Source organism: Stenotrophomonas sp. Sm2128 (assembly GCF_030985535.1).
GTDB classification, from domain to species: domain Bacteria; phylum Pseudomonadota; class Gammaproteobacteria; order Xanthomonadales; family Xanthomonadaceae; genus Stenotrophomonas; species Stenotrophomonas maltophilia.
Genome location: NZ_JAPTFQ010000002.1, coordinates 25,390 through 45,329 on the forward strand (window position 1 = coordinate 25,390; position 19,940 = coordinate 45,329).

Here is a 19,940-nt window from a genome sequence, read left to right on the forward strand (position 1 = left end):
GGGCCGGCAATGATCGGGAGAAGGGCGCAACGGCGTTTCCCTGCGGCCGCCGCTCCGGCCTGGCCGACACATGCAGCCTCGGGTCGCTGCCCGGCGGGCGGTCCCGGCATCCACCGGATTCCCACCGGCTGCCCACCACCTATCCACAGGGTTGTCCCTAGCCAGTTTCATCACTGTCATGTGAAGCTGTCATTGTTCCGTTTTCGCGGTGCGTTGTACCACCGCAATGACGCCTTTCGGGCTTGACTGCGCAGCCCGTTCCGGCAGGTCTGAAGCGTCTGATCCGGACGCCGGCGGCACGATCCTTGCGGCGCAAGGGATTGCCGAATTTCACTACATTTGGCGTTGACGGGCCCCATCACCCCCACTATCTTGTGGCCGTCGGTCGCAGCAACCCCAATTCCAGGGATGCCCGGGTACCCATCCGCGATCGTCAACGGCAGTGGCAGGCGCAGGGTCTCATCCGCTGCGACGCCGTCCTGCCATCCTGGGCTGTCATGTCCCGGGCTGCGTCACCCGATGCATCGAGCACCCACCAATCACGCCAAGAGGACACACGCCGTGACCACCGAATCCAGCGCCACCATCGAGAAGGAAAGCGAATTCCTGTTGACGTCGCCGCCGACGGCCAACGCGATGAGTGTGACCAAGCGCAATGGCACGACCGAACTGGTGGACCTGAACAAGATCGTGCGCGCGGTGCAGCGTTCCTCCGAAGGCCTGCACGCCGTCGATCCGATGCGCGTGGCCACCCGCACCATTTCCGGCCTGTACAACGGCGCCACCACCCGCGAGCTGGACGAACTGTCCATCCGCACCGCCGCCCTGCTGATCGGTGAAGAGCCCGAGTACGGCCGCCTGGCTGCGCGCCTGCTGGCCAACTACATCGCCAAGGAAGTCTCGGGCCAGGAAATCTACGCCTTCTCGCAGTCGGTCAGCCGTGGCCATGAAGTCGGCCTGATCAACGACCGCCTGCTGAACTTCGTGCAGACCAACGCGCGCAAGCTCAACGACGCCATCGACATCTCGCTGGACCTGAACTTCGATTACTTCGGCCTGCGTACCCTGTACGACCGTTACCTGCTGCGCCACCCGCACACCCGCAAGGTGATCGAGACCCCGCAACAGTTCTTCCTGCGCATCGCCAGCGCGCTGAGCGAGGACGTGTCCGAGACCCTGGCGCTGTACAAGCGCATGGGCAACCTGGACTACCTGCCGTCCAGCCCGACCCTGTTCAATTCCGGCACCACCCACGAGCAGCTGTCCTCGTGCTTCCTGCTGGACTCGCCGCAGGACTCGCTGGAGTCGATCTACTCCAAGTACGGCGACATCGCCCAGCTGTCGAAGTTCTCCGGCGGCATCGGCGTCAGCTACACCCGCGTGCGTTCGCGTGGTTCGCTCATCAAGTCGACCAACGGCCACTCCAACGGCATCGTGCCGTGGCTGAAGACCATGGATTCGTCCGTGGCCGCAGTGAACCAGGGTGGCAAGCGCAAGGGCGCGGCCTGCGTGTACCTGGAAACCTGGCACGCCGACATCGAGGACTTCCTCGAGCTGCGTGACAACACCGGTGACGAAGCCCGCCGCGCGCACAACCTGAACCTGGCCAACTGGGTGCCGGACCTGTTCATGAAGCGCGTCGAAGCCGACCAGGAATGGTCGCTGTTCGATCCGCGCGTCGTGCCGGAGTTCACCGACCTGTTCGGCGAAGCCTTCGAGGCCGCCTACCTGCAGGCCGAAGCCCAGGGCAAGGCCAACCGCACCATCTCCGCCCGCAAGCTGTACGCCCGCATGATGCGTACGCTGGCCGAGACCGGCAACGGCTGGATGACCTTCAAGGACAAGTGCAACCGCGCCAGCAACCAGACCCTGCGTCCGGGCAACGTGATCCACCTGTCCAACCTGTGCACGGAAATCCTGGAAGTCACCTCCAACGATGAAACCGCGGTGTGCAACCTGGGTTCGATCAACCTGGGCAACCACTTCGACGAGCACAACGAGTTCGATTTCGAGAAGCTGGCCGAGACCGTGCGCCTGGCCGTGCGCCAGCTCGACCGCGTCATCGACCTGAACTTCTACCCGATCGAAACCGCCCGCCGCGCCAACCTGCGCTGGCGTCCGGTCGGCCTGGGCTGCATGGGCCTGCAGGACGTGTTCTTCCGCAAGCGCCTGCCGTTCGACAGCGCCGAAGCCCGCGCCCTGTCGAAGAAGATTGCCGAAGCGATCTACTTCCACGCGCTGGAAACCTCCTGCGAGCTGGCCCAGGAACGTGGCAAGCACCCGTCGTTCAACGACACCCGCGCCGCCAGTGGCGAACTGCAGTTCGACGCCTGGAACGTGGTGCCGGAAGACACCGCACGCTGGGACGCCCTGCGCGCCCGCATCAAGGAACACGGCCTGCGCAATTCGCTGATGATCGCGATCGCACCGACCGCGACCATCGCCTCGATCGCCGGCTGCTACGAGTGCGTCGAGCCGCAGGTGTCCAACCTGTTCAAGCGCGAAACCCTGTCCGGTGACTTCCTGCAGGTCAACCGTTACCTGGTGAACGAGCTGAAGAAGCTGGGCCTGTGGACGCCGGAAATGCGCGATGCCATCAAGCTGGCCGAAGGTTCCATCGCCGGCGTGGCGCAGATTCCGGAAACGCTGCGCGAGGTCTACCGCACCGCGTGGGAACTGCCGATGCGTTCGCTGATCGACATGGCCGCCGAGCGTGGCGCCTTCATCGACCAGTCGGCCTCGCTCAACCTGTTCATGGAAAGCCCGAACATCGGCGCGATGTCCTCCATGTACATGTACGCCTGGAAGCAGGGCATCAAGACCACCTACTACCTGCGTTCGCGCCCGGCCACCAAGATCGCCAAGACCACGGTGAGCGCTGCGGCCCCGGCCAAGGTATTCAGCCCGGACGAAGCCATCGCCTGCTCGCTGGAAAACCCGGAAGCCTGCGAGGCCTGCCAGTAACACACCGCGCGGTGGGTGCCGACCGTTGGTCGGCACTCGAACACCTCGCACCTGTAGAGCCGAGCGATGCTCGGCTGCGGAAAAACACCCACGGTAGCGCCGGGCCACGCCCGGCGGCTCACCCAGGAATTCAAGGAAACACCCATGGCCGACAAGCCCAAGCAGATGCTGCTCGATCCCGGTTTTGAACTGACCCTGCGCCCGATGCGCTACCCGCAGTTCTATGACATGTACCGGAACGCGATCAAGAACACCTGGACGGTGGAAGAGATCAACTTCCAGATCGACATCACCGACCTGCACAGCAAGATGTCGCCGGGCGAGCGCCACCTGATCCACCGCCTGGTCGCGTTCTTCGCCACCGGCGACTCGATCGTCTCCAACAACCTGGTGCTGAACCTGTACCAGCATCTCAATGCGCCGGAAGCGCGCATGTACCTGTCGCGCCAGCTGTATGAAGAAGCGCTGCACGTGCAGTTCTACCTGACCCTGCTCGACAACTACCTGCCGGATCCGGAAGAGCGCGCCAAGGCGTTCTCGGCGGTGGAGAACATCGACTCGATCAAGAAGAAGGCCGATTTCTGCTTCAAGTGGATCGACTCGATCCAGAACCTGACCCGCATCGAGACCCGCGAACAGCGCCGCCAGTTCCTGCTCAACCAGATCTGCTTCGCCGCCTGCATCGAAGGCCTGTTCTTCTTCGCGGCCTTCGCCTACGTGTACTACTTCCGTTCGCGCGGCCTGCTGCCGGGCCTGGCCTCGGGCACCAACTGGGTGTTCCGCGACGAGAGCGCACATATGGAGTTCGCGTTCGAGTCGGTGCGCGTGGTGCGTGAGGAAGAACCGGACCTGTTCGACGAAGAGATGAAGCAGCAGGTCTACGACATGCTGGCCGAAGCCATCGAATGCGAAGTGCAGTTCGCCGAGGACGTGCTGTCCGGCGGCGTGGCCGGCATCTCCACCCGCGACATGCGCCAGTACCTGCAGCACTGTGCCGACCAGCACTTCGCCAAGCTGGGCATGGAAAAGAAGTACAACGTGCGCAACCCGCTGCCGTTCATGGAACTGCAGGACGTGCAGGAGCTGACCAACTTCTTCGAACGCCGCGTCTCGGCCTACCAGGTCGGCGTGCAGGGCGAAGTCGCCTTCGACATGAACTTCTGATCGAACCGGCCCGGCCTGTCGCAACGAAGAACCCCGGCCAATGCCGGGGTTTTTCGTTGCGCATCAGAAGGATGAGCTATTCTCGCTGGACGCCAGTGGTGGCGGTGCTTCGCATCCATGCCGGGCCTGGGGAGGAAGAGGGGATGCCACTGCAGGAATGACGCGTGGACAATCCCAGCGCCGGGTTCCCGTGCGCGTGGTCCTGCCATGGTGGCGCAACTGAATGGACCCTGGAGGTCGCAATGGAGACTGCAGTGCCTGGAACAGCAACCCGCAGGACCGTGTTTCGTGGGTGGACGGGAGGATTGTTCGCCGTCCTGGTCGCCTGTCCGCCCCTCGCCCATGGCACGAACTGCGATTCCAAGGTGACCAACGTTTCCATCGATGCCAGCGGCAAGGTGTTCGTGGCGACCACCGTCTCGCCCATCCACGCGGTCTGCAACATCGTCAGCAAAGGCGACTTCAGCATGCCGCCCGAGGTCTGCAAGGCAACCTACGCCATGCTGATGAGTGCGAAGGTCTCCGCCATACCCATCCGCCTGTACTACACCAGCGTGCCGCAATGTGGCGATATCAAGGCCTGGTCGGCACAACCGAGCTTCTACCACGCTGAACTGTTCTGATTACGGGGCCGGGCGTATCGCCTGGAGGGCACGCCGCGATCAGCGCCGCCCTTCCACCGCCATGCGCACCGCCAGTCCGGCCAACACCGTGCCCATCAGCCAGCGCTGCACCATCTGCCAGGTGGGGCGTGCGGCCAGGAAGCCGGCGATGCTGCCGGCGGTCAGCGCGATCATGCCGTTCACGCTGACGCTGACCAGGATCTGGGTGGAGCCCAGCACGATCGACTGCATCAGCACGCTGCCTTCGCTGTCCGGGTGCAGGAACTGCGGCAGCAGCGACAGGTACATCACCGCCACTTTCGGGTTCAGCAGATTGGTCAGGAATCCCATCGTGAACAGCTTGCGCGGGCTGTCCTGCGGCAGTTCGCGCACCGCGAACGGCGAACGGCCACCGGGCTTGAGCGCCTGCCAGGCCAGGTACAGCAGGTACAGCGCGCCACCGATGCGCAGCGCGTCGTAGGCGAACGGCACGGTCATCAGCAGGGCGGTGATGCCCAGTGCCGCGCACAGCATGTAGAACACGAAGCCCAGCGCCACCCCGCCCAGCGAGATCAGTCCCGCCATCGGCCCCTGGCAGATTGAGCGCGAGATGACGTAGATCATGTTCGGCCCGGGCGTGAGCACCATGGCCAGCGAAACCAGCGCAAAGGCCAGCAGGTCGGAAGTGGCGGGCATGGGAGGTCCTGGCAGTGGGCGTGAAGCAGTGTAACGCCTGCTGCAGGCGCGGCCTGCGCAGGCACCGCTGCCGGGTGACCGTTGCACGTGCATTCCGATGGCCGTCACGCCGGTCGCTTAGAATCCGCAGCACCCCACACCGAAGCTCCCCCATGACCCCGATCCCCGAGACCGTGCCGCCCATCGAAGTGCGCATGGCCGAAATCGTCTTCCCCAACCACACCAACCACCTCGGCACCCTGTTCGGTGGCCAGGCACTGGCGTGGATGGACAAGGCCGCGTTCCTGGCCGCCGCCCGCTACTCGCGCCGTACCGTGGTGACCGCGCGCAGCGACCAGGTCGACTTCAAACTGCCGATCCGCATCGGCCAGATGGTGGAAACCATCGGCCGCATCGTCGAAGTCGGCCGCAGCTCGATGAAGGTGGAGGTGGAACTGGTCGCCGAAGACCTGCACAGCGGCGAGCGCAAGCTGTGCACCCGCGGCCACTTCGTGATGATCGCGCTGGACGAGGAAGGCCACCCGATCGCGGTGCCGCCGCTGCCGGCGGCCTGACCCGGCCAACCGACCGGCGCTTGCAGGGGCGCCGCAGCGCCCCCATCTGGCAGCCATGAGCCTGCCACTGACCGACTTCATCGACCGCGCCCAGCGCCTGTTCGTGCTGACCGGCGCCGGCTGCAGCACCGCCTCGGGCATTCCCGATTACCGCGATAGCGACGGCCAGTGGAAACGCACGCCACCGGTGACCTACCAGGCCTTCATGGGCGAGACGGCTACCCGCCAGCGCTACTGGGCGCGCAGCCTGCTGGGCTGGCCGCGCTTCGGCCTGGCCCGGCCCAATGGTACCCACCAGGCCCTGGCCGCACTGGAAAGCCGTGGCAAGCTGCAGGTGCTCCTGACCCAGAACGTGGACGGCCTGCACCAGCGCGCCGGCAGCCGTAACGTGATCGACCTGCATGGCCGCCTGGACCTGGTGCGCTGCATGGGCTGCGAGCGCCGCAGTGGCCGCGAGGACTTCCAGCAGCGCCTGCTGGACGCCAACCCCGGCTGGGATGCGCTGGAGGCCGGCGTCGCGCCTGATGGCGACGCCGACCTGGAGACCGATTTCTCCAGCTTCGTGGTACCCGGGTGCCCGCACTGCGGCGGGGTGTTGAAGCCGGACGTGGTGTTTTTCGGCGAAAACGTGCCCCGCGAGCGGGTGGAGGCGGTGCACGAGCACCTGCAGCAGGCCGACGCCGTGCTGGTGGTGGGCTCGTCGCTGATGGTCTATTCCGGCTTCCGCTTCGTGCAGGCGGCGGCCAAAGCAGGACTGCCGGTGGCGGCGTTGAACCGTGGCCGCACCCGTGCAGACGACCTGCTGCAGTTCAAGGATGAACGCGATTGTGCTGAGGCGCTGGCGTCGGTTATCGAACCATCGGCTGGGTAGAGTCGACTGTCAGTCGACTCTACAGGCCACCCGCCGCCGCGAAACAGCGATCCATCCAGATGGTTGATCCCGGAGCCGTGCGGCGGTGCAATACGCATCCCCTACGTCGTCCATCACTGTCTTGAGCCAGCTGTTTTCGCCGATCTCGTTCGGCCCCCTGACCCTGTCCAACCGCATCGTCGTCGCGCCGATGTGCCAGTACTCCGCCGAAGACGGCCGCGCCAGCGACTGGCATGCCATGCACCTGGGCAACCTCGCGCAATCCGGCGCCGGCCTGCTGATCCTGGAAGCCACCGCGGTCGAGCCGCGTGGCCGCATCAGCTGGGCCGACCTGGGCCTTTGGGATGACGGCACCGAGGCCGCGTTGGCACAGGTACTGGCCAGCGTTCGCCGCTGGTCGCCGATGCCGCTGGGCATCCAGCTCGGCCATGCCGGTCGCAAGGCCTCGGTGAACCGCCCTTGGGACGGCGGTGGCCAGCTGCCGGCCGACGATGCGCGTGGCTGGGCCACCGTGGCGCCGTCGCCGCTGCCGTTCCACGCCGCCGATCCGGCACCGCAGGAACTGGACGAGGCCGGCATCGCCGAGGTCATCGCCGCCTTCGCCGCCAGTGCGGTGCGTGCCGAGCGCCTCGGCTTCGAGCTGATCGAGCTGCATGCCGCCCACGGCTACCTGCTGCACCAGTTCCTGTCGCCGCTGAGCAACCGTCGCACTGATGGCTACGGTGGCTCATTGCCGAACCGCCTGCGCCTGCTGGTGGAAGTGTTCGACGCCGTGCGTGCGGCGGTATCGGACAAGATCGCCGTGGGCGTGCGCATCTCCGCCAGCGACTGGGTCGATGGCGGCTGGGATCTGGTGCAGAGCGAAGCGCTGGCCCAGGTGCTGGACGCGCGCGGCTGCAATTTCCTGCATGTCTCCAGCGGTGGCCTGGACGAACGCCAGAAGATCACCGTCGGTCCGGGCTACCAGGTGCCGTTCGCGGCAGCGATCAAGGCCAAGGTGCGCATGCCGGTCATCGCCGTGGGCATGATCACCGAGCCCGAGCAGGCCGAATCGATCCTGCGCCATCGCCACGCCGATGCCGTGGCCCTGGCGCGCGGCATCCTCTACGACCCGCGCTGGCCGTGGCATGCCGCTGCCGCATTGCGCGACAGCGTGGAACCGGCGCCACAGTACCTGCGCTGCGAGCCGCGCGATGCGCGCGGCGTGTTCAAGACGCGCTGAGGCTCACACCCGCCAGGCCGGCGCGATGCCGGCCTGAAGGTGTTCGAACAGCGCGCGGATCTTGGCGGTGAAATCGCGGCGGTCGCTGACGCAGAAGTAGACCTCCATCGGTTCCGGGCGCCACGCGGTGTCGGCGTCGAACACCGCCTGCAGGCGGCCCTCGCGCAGGTACGGCTCGGCCACGAATGCGGCCAGCCGGGTGATGCCGGCACCGGCCGCCGCCAGCGTCGCCAGCGCATCGATGTCATCGCAGACCATGCTCGGTGGCAGCGCGGCGTCCACGCGCTGGCCGTCCTTCAGCAGGCCCCAGCGCAATGGCCGGCCATCGGTGGGGAAGCGGTGCAGCAACCCGCGATGACCGCCCAGATCGGAAGGCTGTTGCGGGGTGCCGTGCGCCTTCAGGTAGGCCGGCGAGGCACAGAACACGAACGGAACACGCGCCAGCTGCCGCGCGACCACCCCATCCTCCAGCTGCGCCCCGATGCGGATGCTGGCATCCACCGCTTCCGGCCCATGCTGCACGGCGCGGTCGGTCAGGCGCAGCTCCAGCTGCAGTTGTGGGTAGAGCTGCTGCAGTGAAGGCAACAAGGGGGCAAGCACGTGGCGACCGAAGGCGCTGCTGCTGGCGATGCGCAGCGGCCCGGCCGGTTCGATGTCACCGGCGGTGACCATCGCCTGCGCGCGCGCCAGGTCGGCTTCGATGTGGCGCACCTGCTCCAGGTACAGCGCGCCGGCCTCGCTGAGCGCCAGCTGCCGCGTACTCCGGTTCAGCAACCGTACGCCCAGATGGGCCTCCAGCCGGTTGATGTTCTGGCCGACCGCGGTGGCGCTGATGCCAAGGATGCGGGCCGCGGCGGCAATGCTGCCGGTCTCTGCGGTGCGGGTGAAGCTGCGGATCAGTTGCAACAGGTTCATGACCGACCAGCTTGCCACGGGAAGGTCCAAGTATCGCTTGGTACTGAACCAAGCAGGCCGGTTGCACCCGTGATCATCCGGCCGCTGGGCAGGGCGCTGCCCTACACTGTAGCGATGCGCCCCGATTCCATTCTTACCCTGTCCTGCCCCGACCGCACCGGCATCGTCTACCGCGTGTCCGGCCTGCTGTTCGACCACGGCTGCAACATCCTCGACGCCCAGCAGTTCGGCGATGAGGAGAGTGGCCGCTTCTTCCTGCGCGTGCACTTCGACCGCGATGCCGGCCTGCCGCTGGAAACCGTGCACGCGGCCATGGCCACGCTTGCCGAGGGCTTCGGCATGGACTGGCAGCTGCACGATGGCCGACGCCGCGCGCGGCTGCTGGTGCTGGTCAGCAAACAGGGGCATTGCCTCAACGACCTGCTGTTCCGCGCCCACAGCGGCCAGCTGAAGGTGGACATCGCAGCAGTGGCGTCCAACCACGCCGACTTCGCGCCGCTGGCGGCGTCCTACCAGGTGCCGTTCCACCACCTGCCGGTGACCGCCGATACACGCGCGGTGCAGGAGCAGCAGATCATCGACCTGGTCGAGCGCGAGCGCATCGACCTGGTGGTGCTGGCGCGCTACATGCAGATCCTGTCACCCACGCTGTGCCGCGCGCTGGCCGGCCGTGCGATCAACATCCACCACAGCTTCCTGCCCAGCTTCAAGGGCGCGCAGCCGTACCACCAGGCACACGCGCGTGGGGTCAAGATCATCGGCGCCACCGCGCACTATGTCACCGAGGACCTGGACGAAGGCCCGATCATCGAACAGGACGTGGCCCGCGTGGACCATGCGATGGCACCGCGTGAACTGGTGCGGCTGGGAAGTGATACCGAATCGCTGGTGCTGGCACGCGCGGTTCGCCGCCATGTGGAGCACCGCATCCTGCTCAATGGGCATCGCACGGTGGTATTCCGGTAATCGCCCATCCCGCGTCCGCCGGGCATGGCGCGGCACTACCGAATCCTGATTTCATCCAATGAAAAGCCCCCGGTTCGGCCGTCCCGCGATCTGTAGGGGGGCGTAGTTAGGGGGCTGGATGAATCGATTGTGTTGTTGTGGGCAGGAGCGCGCAAGCGGCATAAGCGACGTGCGCGGTAGCGCCGGGCCATGCCCGGCGGTCACGCCTCAGACGATCGCGATCCCCGCCTTGCCCAGCGCCTCGCGCACCATCGCGTCATTGGCTTCGGTCACCGGCCGGGTCAGCTCCCACAGGAACTTCACCCGGAAGCCGGACTTCACCGCGTCCTGCGCGCTCCACAGCACGCAGTAGTCACGGGCCAGGCCGCATACGTGCACTTCGCGGATGCGGCGTTCATGCAGCCAGCCGGCCAGGCCGGTGGCCGGGCGCTCGCCATCGGGGCCGTGGTTCTCGCGGAAGGCGCTGTACGAATCCACCTGTTGGCGCATGCCCTTGCGCAGGATCAGGTCGGCCACGGTCCAGTCCACGCCCGGATGCAGGGCGGCACCGGCGCTGCCCTGCACGCAGTGGTCGGGCCACAGGGTCTGCGGCTGCGCATGCAGCAGGATGGTCTCGAACGGACGCTGGCCGGGGTGCTGGCTGGCGAACGAGGCATGGTCGGCCGGGTGCCAGTCCTGTGTTGCCACCACGGTGCGGTAGCGGCGCTGCGCCAGCAGATCGGCAATGGGTGCCACCAGCGCATCGCCCTGGTCGCAGGCCAGGGCGCCACCGGGCATGAAGTCCGGCTGCAGGTCGATCACCAGCAGGGCGACATCGGCGGGCAGGGCGGTCATGGCAGTTCCGGTACAACAGAAGGGGCGACCAGCGTGGCCGCCCCATGCCTGCACGTCAATCGTCCTGCGGCGTCCCAGCGTCCTGCCCGTAGTACAACAGGCCGATCTTGATCCGCTCGCGGCCATTCTCGCGGCGATGGTGGTTGGCATCGCGCAGCGAGTACACGCAGCCGCAGTATTCCTGCTGGTAGAACTGCTCGCGCTTGCTGATCTCGATCATGCGGCTGGCACCGCCGCCCTTGCGCCAGTTGTAGTCCCAGTACTGCAGGCCTTCATAGCGCGAGGCGGCGCGGATGCCGCAGTCGTTGATCTGCGCCATGTTCTTCCAGCGCGAGATGCCCAGCGAAGAACTGATGGTGTCGTAACCGTGCTCGTGCGCGTACAGCGCAGTGCGCTCGAAGCGCATGTCGAAGCACATCGTGCAGCGGATGCCGCGCTCGGGCTCGTTTTCCATGCCGCGTGCACGGCTGAACCAGTTGTCGGTGTCGTAGTCGCAGTCGATGAAGGGAATGCCGTGCTGCTCGGCGAAGCGGATGTTCTCCTGCTTGCGCAGCTCGTACTCCTTCACCGGGTGGATGTTGGGGTTGTAGAAGAAGATCGCGTAGTCGATCCCGGAGGCGGTGATCGCCTCCATCACTTCGCCGGAACAGGGCGCGCAGCACGAATGCAGCAGCAGGCGCTTGCCGTCGGCGGGCAGGGTCAGGGTGGGGCGTTGGAGCTCGGTCATCGTCAGGTACCGCATGGACCGCCGGCAACGGCGGTGGCCCATGCATCAGCGCGTGGGTGAACGGGTCTGGCCGGATACCGTGAACAGGACGCGCGCGGCCACACCGCCTGCACGCGCAGGACGACGACGGCCCCGGCAACCTCCCCGCGGAGATTCCAGGTCGAGTCAGGGGACGGTCGTGTCCCCCGGCCGGGGCCGGTATTCGGGCTGATGGACACGGGCCGCAGCCCACCTACTACCCGCCGCTTCCCAGGCGCGAGCCCAGTGCTGTTGGCAGGATTCGTTTCCATTCACCGCTGCGGGGCAGCTCCGGAATGGACGCGCGAGGCGCCTTCACCGGATTCCCGTTTAAATCCCTCCCCGCGCCGCAGCGATGGGAGGGATACCTTCGGCGTGTGCAAGGTGGACCTGTTGGTGGCGCCGGTCAAGAGCGCAGGGGGCAGAGCCCGATGCGCTGCAACGGGATCCGACCCCGGTCGGGATGCACCTTCAATGCCCCACGGCCGCCCGCGTGCGGATGTCGTCCAGCCGCTGGTCGTGCAGCAGGCGGCCGTTCTCCCACACGGTCACCATTGCGTCCTCGAAGCCGTCCGGCAGGGTGTCGTCGCCATTGGCCGGCAGTGGCGCCGTATGCAGGCTGCCATCGTCCAGGCGGCGCAGCAGGCGCATGCGGCCACGCTTGCTGGCCTTGCCGGCGTCGGTGACCGGATCCTTGTAGACGTCGATCCACTCGCCCTCGACCCGTGCGGCCGAGCACTTCAGCGCGAACTTCTGCGTATCGCGGTCCAGCCGCTGCAGCAGCGCACCGCCCATGCCGAAGGCCACGTTGTCGGCGGCGTAGCCGTTGTCGGTGATGCGCTGCAGGATCGCGCGGATGGTGTCCGGATTGATGCCATCGCCCTGGATCACCCGCACGTGGTTGAGCACGCGATAGCCCTTGCCGTTGATCGCGTGGCCGAAGGCTTCATCCAGCCGGCGCAGGCTTTCGGCCACCACCTCCACCGGGTCACCCGAGTCGGGACGGATGACCAGGGTGGCGCCCGACGCGATCACGTCATCGCGCAGGGTGGTGCCCCAGTGTTCGCTGATCGCGCGGTAGATGTCATAGCTGTCCGACACCACCGCCACGATCGAACCGGGCTTGCCGAACTGGCGCAGCATGTTGCGATAGGCGTCCACCTCGCGTTCGCGGCCCCAACTGGTGATGGTGCTGTGCTCGGCGGCCGGAATCGAATAGCCGGCCATCGGCGCGTGGTAGTGCGCGCGTGCCAGGCACAGCGCCGACACGGTATCGGTGCCGAGGAAGTTGACCAGGTGCGCGGCACCGCCCAACGCGGCCGATTCCAGGCTCGATACACCGCGCGCGCCGAAGTCGTGCAGCTTGAACGGCAGCTGCCCCTGCGGGTCGTCGCTGGTCTGCTGCAGGAACGCGGCGATGGTCTGCCGTGCGTGCCAGCTGATGGTGGCCACGGTGACCGGATACCACACGCGCAGCAGCAGCGTTTCCAGGTACGACGGCACCCAGAACGCAGCCGGATCGGTCGACTCGATGGTCATCAGTGCCTGGTGGGTGGGCACCACGCTGCCCTCGGGAACGGCGCGGATGCGCACCGGCAGGTGGCCGCCAAGCCGGTCGACGATATCGCGCCAGCCGGCCTCGTTGAACGGTTCGCCGTGCGCGGCGAATACCGCAGCAGCGTCGTCGATGTCGGCGTGGGTGACCGGTCGTGCCAACGCGTCCTTGAGGATCGCCTGCAGGCCGAAGAACACCGTGCGATCGTGCAGGCCGCCACGTGATTCGACGTAGAAGAACGTGGCATCGGTACCCGGCGGGTACTGCAGCCAATGGCTGGCCTTGTAGCTGTCGGTGTTGAGGAGAAGATTATCGAGGTAGTGCATGACGGAAGCTCCTTCGCGTCGAGTGACACCAGCGGTCTATCCGCCAGTGGGGAGGCCGGGCCTGTCAGCCGCGGCCGAGGAAATACTCCAGGATGTGCAGGTGGTCTTCGAACAGCTGCGGGCCCATGTCCAGGGCTTCGCTCACCGGGATCCAGCGCGCCTTGTCAGCGTCATCGCCGCCGCGCACCGGCGGCAGGTCACCGGCCGGAAACTCGAAGTGGAAGCCGTGGGTGATGGTGCGGCCGCGCTGGCTGCGGTCGGGGTGGTCGAAGACCTGCTGGCCCTTCAGCGATCCCTTCAGCACCGGCAGCGGAATCTTCAGCCGGGTTTCCTCGCGCAGTTCGCGCAGGCAGCTGTCGAGCAGGCTCTGCTCCTGGCCGACGAAGCCGCCAGGCAGCGCCCACAGCCCCTTGCCGGGTTCCGAACGGCGACGCACCAGCAGCACGTGGCCTGAATGCACCACCACCGCATCGGTGGTGACGAAGGTGGGCGCGTAGGGCGCATCCTTCCAGCCGGCCTTGTACTGTTCGATGAAGCGGTACTCGGCCACCAGCTGGCCATAGGCAGGCGCGCTTTTGCGGAACGCTTCAAGCATGTCGTACACCGGCCCCGGCACATTGCCACGCAGCATCAGCAGCGCACCGTGGAAGTCGACGTCGCCGGCTTCGAACAGGTAGCGCCGCAGCTCGGTGGCCGACAGGGTGGCGGTGTGCTGCACGTCCACCAGCGGCCACTGCGGGAACTCGCGCAGGTAGTAGCTGGACGCGTCCTTGTCCATGCCGATCAGGCCCACCTTCGCATCGGCGGCGGCGCCGTCGTTGCGCAGGGCTTCAGCCACCTGGCGCTGCACGTTGGCGATCCACTGCGCTTCGTTGTACAGGTGGTCACGCAGCGGGCGGATCAGCAGACGGTCGGTGTGGCCATCGAGGGCGGCCTGGATCATCACGGCGCGTTCGGCCACGGTCCAGGGATTGCGCAGGCTGCGGGGGGTATCGGCAGAGCCGACCAGGAAGATCAGCTTGCGGGCCCGGCTCAGGGCCAGGCGGGCAACGGCGGCGTGGCCGTTGTGGAAGGGCTCGAATCGCCCGATGAAGACGAGATAGTCGAATTCCATGAGAATCCCTCATGTCGTTGTGGCAGCCGCGGGTCTGTCCCTTGGCTTGCTGCAGATGCTACGCCGATGGCGGGGCGGGTCAAGCCTGCAGCCGTGCTTTCTGCTGAACGGCACATTGCGTGCGCGGACTGCGCCGTTGTTCTCAGGCCCTGAGAAGCCCCTGCGCCATACTGGCACCCACGCGGCGGACGGCATGCTCGGGGGCAAGACAGTGGCGGATAAGTACTGCGATCTGGTCATGAAAGGCGGCATCACCAGCGGCATCGTGTACCCCAATGCGGTACTGGCGCTGGCGCGCGAGTATCGCTTCAAGAGCATCGGCGGCACTTCGGCCGGCGCCATCGCCGCCGCCGTGGCGGCGGCGGCGGCCTGCGGTGATCGTCGCCAGCAGGCCGGCGAGCACCTGCCCGGCGATGCAGGCTATGGCGGGTTGTCGGCGGTGTCGGCGCAGCTGTCGCGGCGCGGCTTCATCTACAGCCTGTTCCAGCCCGCACGCGGCGCACGCGCGGCCTATCGCCTGCTGGTGGTGCTGACCGGCAATGCCAGCCTGCCGCACAAGCTGCTGTGCCTGGCCGTTGCCGTGTTCGAGATCGCGCCGCTGGAAGTGCTGGTGTCGCTGGCGCTGCTGCTCGGCCTGGGCTGGTGGGGCGGTGGTTGGAGCGGGGTGGCGGCCACGCTGCTGCCGTCGCTGCTGTGTGCGTACGGTGCGGGTGTGGCCGGTGCCGCGCTTCGTGTGGCACGCGTGGCGCGACGCAATCTGCTGGGCCTGTGCAGCGGCCTCGGCCGCGATGCTCGCACGCCGGCACTGACCGAGTGGCTGCACGAATGCCTGCAGCAGTTGTCCGGCAAGCCGTTGGATGCACCGCTCACCTTCGCCGACCTGCACGATGCGCCGCGCTATGCCGGCGAGCCGGACAGCCCGCATGCGATCAGCCTGCAGATGATCACCACCTGCGTGTCGCACAACGAGCCGCGCACGCTGCCGCTGGGCGGCGCGCAGTTCTGGTTCCTGCGCGAGGAATTCGAGCAGCTGTTCCCGGCCAGCGTGGTGCAGTGGCTGGTGACGCAGGCCGGCCCGCCGCTGGAGGTGGAAGGGCGGCAGTACTACCACCTGCCGCCGGGCCCGAAGCTGCCGGTGCTGGTGGCCACGCGCATGAGCCTGAGCTTCCCGCTGCTGATCAGCGCGGTGCCGCTGCATGAACCCTCACGCCGCGAACGACGCTGCGAGCCGACCGCGCCGGCGGCCGACCCCGAGCACAACGTGGCCGACAGCATGGAAGGGCTGACCAGCGCCGGGCAGGCTTGCGGCCCGGTGATCACCGCCTTCCGCATCTGCTGGTTCTCCGATGGTGGCATCAGCAGCAATTTCCCGATCCATCTGTTCGATGCCGCGTTGCCGCGCTGGCCGACCTTCGCCATCAATCTGGTCTACCCGCAGCACGCCGAAGAGGTGAACCACGGCAGCAGTGGCCGCCAGTCGCTGGAGCACGCGGTGTTCCTGCCCACCGAGAACCGACACGGCTGGCAGCGCACCTACCAGTCGATCGCCACACCGCTGGCGGCCGCCGAGCTGGGCCGCTTCCTGTTCGCGGTGGTGGCGACCATGCAGAACTGGCGCGATCTGCTGCAGGCGCGCGCGCCGGGTTACCGCGACCGCATCGTGCACGTCAGCCTGCAGGGCGACGAGGGCGGCATGAACCTGGACATGCCGCAGGAGGTGCTGACCCGCATCGCCGACAAGGGCAGCCTCGCCGGTGCGCGCTTCTGTTCGTTCTCGTTCGAGAATCACTACTGGATCCGCTGGCGCAACCTGGCCTCGGCCTACCAGCGCTACACGCTGGAAGTGGCACGCACCGATGATCCGGCGCAGCAGGTACTGGCTTACCGCGCGGCGTACGCGATGGTTGCCCGCGGGGAACCGGCACCGCCGTCGTACAAGCTGGGCTCGGAAGACAAGCGGCTGGCCTCGCAGCAGCTGTGGGGGTTGATGGTCGAGCAGGGACGTACCTGGGAAGACCTCGGCCCGGACCTTACCGACGGAGCACCGCGTCCGCTGCCGCAGATGAAGGTCACGCCGATCTACTGAGCCGGCAGTAGATCCACGCCATGCGTGGATGCATTTCGCGCAGGGCCAGAGCGTGCCGACCAACGGTCGGCACCCACCATCAGCATCAGCATCAGCATCAGCATCAGGTTCCAGCAGCAGGAGGAAACTGTCGAAGGCGGGGTGGTGTCGGATTGCGGGGTGTCCGCGGCATGGATGCCGGGGGGGCACTTCAGGGACGGGTTCACGGCGTCCCCGCAATCCGACACCGCCCCGCCATCCCACGGAAAGCCCGCTGTTGCTTTTGAGGTTGCCGGCCAGCGGCCGGCACTACCGCAGGTGCAGGGCGCAGCCCTGCCGAACCAACCCTACCGCCCCGGCAACTGCGCGAACGCGCGCTGCATGCAGTCCTCGCGCGGGCACACCCGGCAACCCGGCCCGATCGACACCGAGTTCCCCGGGCTCTGTACATCCAGCCCCAGCGAATACACCAGTCGTTCGGCGTGCTGCAGGTCGCAGCCCAGCGCCACCGCGAAGGTCTTGCGTGGCTGGCCATGGCCCACCGGCCCGCTGCTGACCTGCCGCGCCAGCCAGAAGTGGCGCCGCCCATCGGGCATGCGCGCGGTCTGGGTGAGGATGCGGCCGGGCTGGTTGAACGCCTCGTAGACGATCCACAGCGGGCACGACCCTCCCACCTGCGAGAAGTGGAAGTCGGTGGCCGAATGGCGCTTGGAGACGTTGCCGGCGCGATCCACGCGGATGAAGAAGAACGGCAGCCCGGGCGCGCTGCGCCGCGCCAACGTGCTCAGCCGATGACAGACCGCTTCAAAGCCCACGCCGAACTGGTGCGCCAGCAGCTCGATGTCGTAACTGCTGGCCTCGGCCGCACGCAGGAAACGCATGTACGGCATCACCAACGCACCGGCGAAGTAATTCGACAAGCCAATCCGCGCCTGCGCGATGCGTGCCTCATCGGTAAAGCCAGCGCGCGCCACTACCGCATCGATCTGCGGCAGGTAGCCGTGAAGGGCCAGCTCGGCCGCCATCTGGAACGCCTGCTGGCCGGGCTCCAGGTAATCGGGCAGCCACAGCCGCCGCGCACCGGCATCGTATTGTCGTTTCTCGCGCCCGGCCTGCAGGGCGGCCACTTCCACCAGCACGCCATGGCGGTCGGCCAGCAGCTGGCGCAGCCGCGGTGCCACATGCCCGGGTGACAGCCCCCACTCGGCGAACAGGCGCTCGGCCAGCTCGTCCAGCTCGGGAATGTGGTTGTGCATGCGGTTGAAGAACTCGCGTACCTGGTCGCCGGCCGGCAGTGTGCTGCCGGCACCGGGCTCGCCCAGCTGGAACTCCAGCGCGGCGGCATGCTCGCGCAGCGCCAGGTGGCGGCGGTGCAGGTCCAGCAGTGCGCGGCTGACCTGCGGCAGGTTGCCGGCCAGGGCGCGCAGCTCGGTCGCGCTGACGTCGGCCAAGCCGAGGTCGCGCAGGGTCTCGCCCAGTGCTTCCTGCAGGGCAGCGGGTTCATCTTCGTCGAACAGTGAGGAAACATCGCCCAGTACCTCGCCCAGCTTCTTCTGCACGGCCGGGGTGAGTGGGCGTTTGTTGCGCTCGATCTGGTTCAGGTAACTGGCCGACAGGCCCAAGGCGCGGGCCAGGTCCACCTGGCTGTAGCCGCGCTGCTCGCGCAGCCGTAGCAAGCGCAGGCCAAGCTGCCGCTGGGTGGCTGAATAATTCACAGAATTAACATGAATCGTCTGGCGTGTTGGCCAGATTAAGCGGATTCAGCCCGGAAATCGAGTCGGTTGCTGTGAATAATGCCAAGCATCTTTCGCACCCCGTGGGATTGTCGTCATGACTGTTGCAGCGCCCCGTATCCGCATGCTGATCGATGGCCAGTTCGTTGAATCGGCCACCTCCCACTGGCAGGACGTGATCAATCCGGCCACCCAGGACGTGCTGGCCAAGGTGCCGTTCGCCACCACCGGCGAAGTGGACGCCGCCGTCGCCGCCGCCAAGGAAGCCTTCAAGACCTGGCGCAAGACCCCGATCGGCACCCGCGCGCGCATCTTCCTGAAGTACCAGCAGCTGATCCGCGAGAACATGAGCGAGCTGGCCCACATCCTCACCGCCGAACAGGGCAAGACCCTGCCGGACGCCGAAGGTGATGTGTTCCGTGGCCTGGAAGTGGTCGAGCACGCCGCCGCCATCGGCAACCTGCAGCTGGGCGAGCTGGCCAACAACGTGGCCAATGGCGTGGACACCTACACGATCATGCAGCCGCTGGGCGTGTGCGCTGGCATCACCCCGTTCAACTTCCCGGCGATGATCCCGCTGTGGATGTTCCCGATGGCGATTGCAACGGGCAACACCTTCATCCTCAAGCCGTCCGAGCAGGACCCGATGGTCACCATGCGCCTGGTCGAGCTTGCCCTGGAAGCCGGCATTCCGAAGGGCGTGCTGAACGTCGTCCACGGCGGCGAAGAAGTGGTCAACGCGATCTGCGACCACCCGGACATCAAGGCCGTGTCGTTCGTCGGCTCCACCCGCGTCGGTACCCACGTCTACAACCGTGCCTCGCTGGCCGGCAAGCGCGTGCAGTGCATGATGGGCGCCAAGAACCACGCCGTGGTGCTGCCGGACGCCAACAAGGAACAGACCCTCAACGCAATGGTCGGTGCCGCCTTCGGTGCCGCGGGCCAGCGCTGCATGGCCGCCTCCACCCTGGTGCTGGTCGGTGAGGCGCGCAACTGGGTGCAGGACCTGGTCGAAAAGGCCAAGACGTTGAAGGTCAGCGCCGGCACCGTGTCCGGCACCGACGTCGGCCCGGTCATTTCCTGCAGCGCCCGCGAGCGCGTGGAAGGCCTGATCGCCTCGGGCGTGGAGCAGGGCGCCAAGCTGGTGCTCGATGGCCGCAAGCCGCAGGTCGATGGCTTCGAGAAGGGCAACTTCGTTGGCCCGACCATCTTTGCCGGTGTCACCACCGACATGCGCATCTACCAGGAAGAAATCTTCGGGCCGGTGCTGGTCATCCTCGAAGCAGAAACGCTGGAAGACGCCATCGCGATGGTCAACAGCAACCCGAATGGCAACGGCACCGCACTGTTCACCCAGTCCGGCGCGGCCGCGCGCAAGTTCCAGGAAGACATCGACGTCGGCCAGGTCGGCATCAACGTGCCGATCCCGGTGCCGGTGCCGCTGTTCTCGTTCACCGGTTCGCGCGCCTCCAAGCTGGGTGACCTGGGCCCGTATGGCAAGCAGGTGGTGCTGTTCTACACCCAGACCAAGACGGTCACCGCGCGCTGGTTCGATGACGAGACGCTGAGCCACGGCGTCAACACCACGATCAGCCTGAAGTAACGGCAGGAGCA

Annotated in this window: 16 protein-coding genes and 1 riboswitch; of the genes, 9 read left to right on the forward strand and 7 right to left on the reverse strand. The window is 66.8% G+C overall.

All coding sequences use genetic code 11. From position 1 onward, the window contains the following. The first annotated feature begins 561 nt into the window (after nt 1-561). From O0K41_RS01015 to O0K41_RS01025, 3 genes are all read left to right on the forward strand, one after another. The gene (locus O0K41_RS01015) at nt 562-2,964 is read left to right on the forward strand and encodes a ribonucleoside-diphosphate reductase subunit alpha (RefSeq protein ID WP_005407668.1); all 2,403 of its coding nucleotides are present in this window, start codon (nt 562-564) and stop codon (nt 2,962-2,964) included. Between the two features lie 144 nt (nt 2,965-3,108). Then, entirely contained in the window at nt 3,109-4,128 is a 1,020-nt protein-coding gene (locus O0K41_RS01020; RefSeq protein ID WP_049449365.1) for a ribonucleotide-diphosphate reductase subunit beta, read from the forward strand. A 365-nt stretch (nt 4,129-4,493) separates the two neighbouring features. Next, the gene (locus O0K41_RS01025) at nt 4,494-4,751 is read left to right on the forward strand and encodes a hypothetical protein (protein ID WP_005411932.1); all 258 of its coding nucleotides are present in this window, start codon (nt 4,494-4,496) and stop codon (nt 4,749-4,751) included. A 39-nt stretch (nt 4,752-4,790) separates the two neighbouring features. On the opposite strand, the gene O0K41_RS01030 is transcribed toward O0K41_RS01025, so the two are convergent. Beyond that, nucleotides 4,791-5,426, reverse strand: coding sequence for a LysE family translocator (locus O0K41_RS01030; RefSeq protein WP_005407671.1), 636 nt, complete (start codon nt 5,424-5,426; stop codon nt 4,791-4,793). A 152-nt stretch (nt 5,427-5,578) separates the two neighbouring features. On the opposite strand from O0K41_RS01030, the gene O0K41_RS01035 reads away from it, so the two are divergent. From O0K41_RS01035 to O0K41_RS01045, 3 genes are all read left to right on the forward strand, one after another. Further along, nucleotides 5,579-5,980 carry an acyl-CoA thioesterase gene (locus O0K41_RS01035; RefSeq protein ID WP_005407672.1) on the forward strand — a complete coding sequence of 134 codons (402 nt, stop codon included), beginning with the start codon at nt 5,579-5,581 and terminating at the stop codon, nt 5,978-5,980. Between the two features lie 55 nt (nt 5,981-6,035). Then, on the forward strand, nt 6,036-6,851 hold the full coding sequence (locus O0K41_RS01040; RefSeq protein ID WP_049449367.1) for an NAD-dependent protein deacetylase: 816 nt from the start codon (nt 6,036-6,038) through the stop codon (nt 6,849-6,851). Between the two features lie 121 nt (nt 6,852-6,972). Then, on the forward strand, nt 6,973-8,073 hold the full coding sequence (locus tag O0K41_RS01045; RefSeq protein WP_080353069.1) for an NADH:flavin oxidoreductase/NADH oxidase: 1,101 nt from the start codon (nt 6,973-6,975) through the stop codon (nt 8,071-8,073). Nucleotides 8,074-8,076: 3 nt separating this feature from the next. On the opposite strand, the gene O0K41_RS01050 is transcribed toward O0K41_RS01045, so the two are convergent. Further along, a complete protein-coding gene (locus O0K41_RS01050; protein WP_308304419.1) occupies nt 8,077-8,988 on the reverse strand; it encodes a LysR family transcriptional regulator in 912 nt (303 codons plus the stop codon). A 114-nt stretch (nt 8,989-9,102) separates the two neighbouring features. Between O0K41_RS01050 and purU the strand changes: the two genes are divergently transcribed. After that, nucleotides 9,103-9,954, forward strand: coding sequence for a formyltetrahydrofolate deformylase (gene purU, locus O0K41_RS01055; RefSeq protein ID WP_005411937.1), 852 nt, complete (start codon nt 9,103-9,105; stop codon nt 9,952-9,954). A gap of 207 nt (nt 9,955-10,161) precedes the next feature. Here purU and pncA read toward each other — a convergent pair whose 3' ends face one another. From pncA to O0K41_RS01075, 4 genes are all read right to left on the reverse strand, one after another. Continuing rightward, entirely contained in the window at nt 10,162-10,788 is a 627-nt protein-coding gene (pncA, locus tag O0K41_RS01060) for a bifunctional nicotinamidase/pyrazinamidase (protein ID WP_108269914.1), read from the reverse strand. 55 nt (nt 10,789-10,843) lie between these two features. Further along, nucleotides 10,844-11,515, reverse strand: coding sequence for an epoxyqueuosine reductase QueH (locus O0K41_RS01065; RefSeq protein WP_099604900.1), 672 nt, complete (start codon nt 11,513-11,515; stop codon nt 10,844-10,846). Nucleotides 11,516-11,690: 175 nt separating this feature from the next. After that, nucleotides 11,691-11,920, reverse strand: a riboswitch (cobalamin riboswitch). 84 nt (nt 11,921-12,004) lie between these two features. Continuing rightward, nucleotides 12,005-13,414, reverse strand: a complete 1,410-nt coding sequence (locus tag O0K41_RS01070; protein WP_049449373.1) for a nicotinate phosphoribosyltransferase — start codon at nt 13,412-13,414, stop codon at nt 12,005-12,007. A gap of 64 nt (nt 13,415-13,478) precedes the next feature. Then, complete coding sequence (locus O0K41_RS01075; protein WP_164221966.1) at nt 13,479-14,534, reverse strand: bifunctional nicotinamide-nucleotide adenylyltransferase/Nudix hydroxylase; 1,056 nt, start codon at nt 14,532-14,534, stop codon at nt 13,479-13,481. Between the two features lie 187 nt (nt 14,535-14,721). On the opposite strand from O0K41_RS01075, the gene O0K41_RS01080 reads away from it, so the two are divergent. Then, complete coding sequence (locus O0K41_RS01080) at nt 14,722-16,614, forward strand: patatin-like phospholipase family protein (protein WP_033833254.1); 1,893 nt, start codon at nt 14,722-14,724, stop codon at nt 16,612-16,614. A gap of 326 nt (nt 16,615-16,940) precedes the next feature. On the opposite strand, the gene O0K41_RS01085 is transcribed toward O0K41_RS01080, so the two are convergent. Then, nucleotides 16,941-18,308, reverse strand: coding sequence for a short-chain fatty acyl-CoA regulator family protein (locus O0K41_RS01085; protein ID WP_049449378.1), 1,368 nt, complete (start codon nt 18,306-18,308; stop codon nt 16,941-16,943). Between the two features lie 115 nt (nt 18,309-18,423). Here O0K41_RS01085 and O0K41_RS01090 point away from each other — a divergent pair, with 115 nt between their 5' ends. Then, a complete protein-coding gene (locus O0K41_RS01090) occupies nt 18,424-19,929 on the forward strand; it encodes a CoA-acylating methylmalonate-semialdehyde dehydrogenase (protein WP_012478809.1) in 1,506 nt (501 codons plus the stop codon). The last annotated feature ends 11 nt before the right edge of the window (nt 19,930-19,940 follow it).

Bases quoted from the DNA above. Each gene is read 5' to 3' on its own strand.
- O0K41_RS01070 (WP_049449373.1), bottom strand. From the start codon at position 13,414: ATGCACTACCTCGATAATCTTCTCCTCAACACCGACAGCTACAAGGCC.
- O0K41_RS01020 (WP_049449365.1), top strand. From the start codon at position 3,109: ATGGCCGACAAGCCCAAGCAGATGCTGCTCGATCCCGGTTTTGAACTG.
- pncA (WP_108269914.1), bottom strand. From the start codon at position 10,788: ATGACCGCCCTGCCCGCCGATGTCGCCCTGCTGGTGATCGACCTGCAG.
- O0K41_RS01040 (WP_049449367.1), top strand. From the start codon at position 6,036: ATGAGCCTGCCACTGACCGACTTCATCGACCGCGCCCAGCGCCTGTTC.
- O0K41_RS01050 (WP_308304419.1), bottom strand. From the start codon at position 8,988: ATGAACCTGTTGCAACTGATCCGCAGCTTCACCCGCACCGCAGAGACC.
- O0K41_RS01065 (WP_099604900.1), bottom strand. From the start codon at position 11,515: ATGACCGAGCTCCAACGCCCCACCCTGACCCTGCCCGCCGACGGCAAG.
- O0K41_RS01030 (WP_005407671.1), bottom strand. From the start codon at position 5,426: ATGCCCGCCACTTCCGACCTGCTGGCCTTTGCGCTGGTTTCGCTGGCC.
- purU (WP_005411937.1), top strand. From the start codon at position 9,103: ATGCGCCCCGATTCCATTCTTACCCTGTCCTGCCCCGACCGCACCGGC.
- O0K41_RS01035 (WP_005407672.1), top strand. From the start codon at position 5,579: ATGACCCCGATCCCCGAGACCGTGCCGCCCATCGAAGTGCGCATGGCC.
- O0K41_RS01090 (WP_012478809.1), top strand. From the start codon at position 18,424: ATGACTGTTGCAGCGCCCCGTATCCGCATGCTGATCGATGGCCAGTTC.
- O0K41_RS01080 (WP_033833254.1), top strand. From the start codon at position 14,722: ATGCTCGGGGGCAAGACAGTGGCGGATAAGTACTGCGATCTGGTCATG.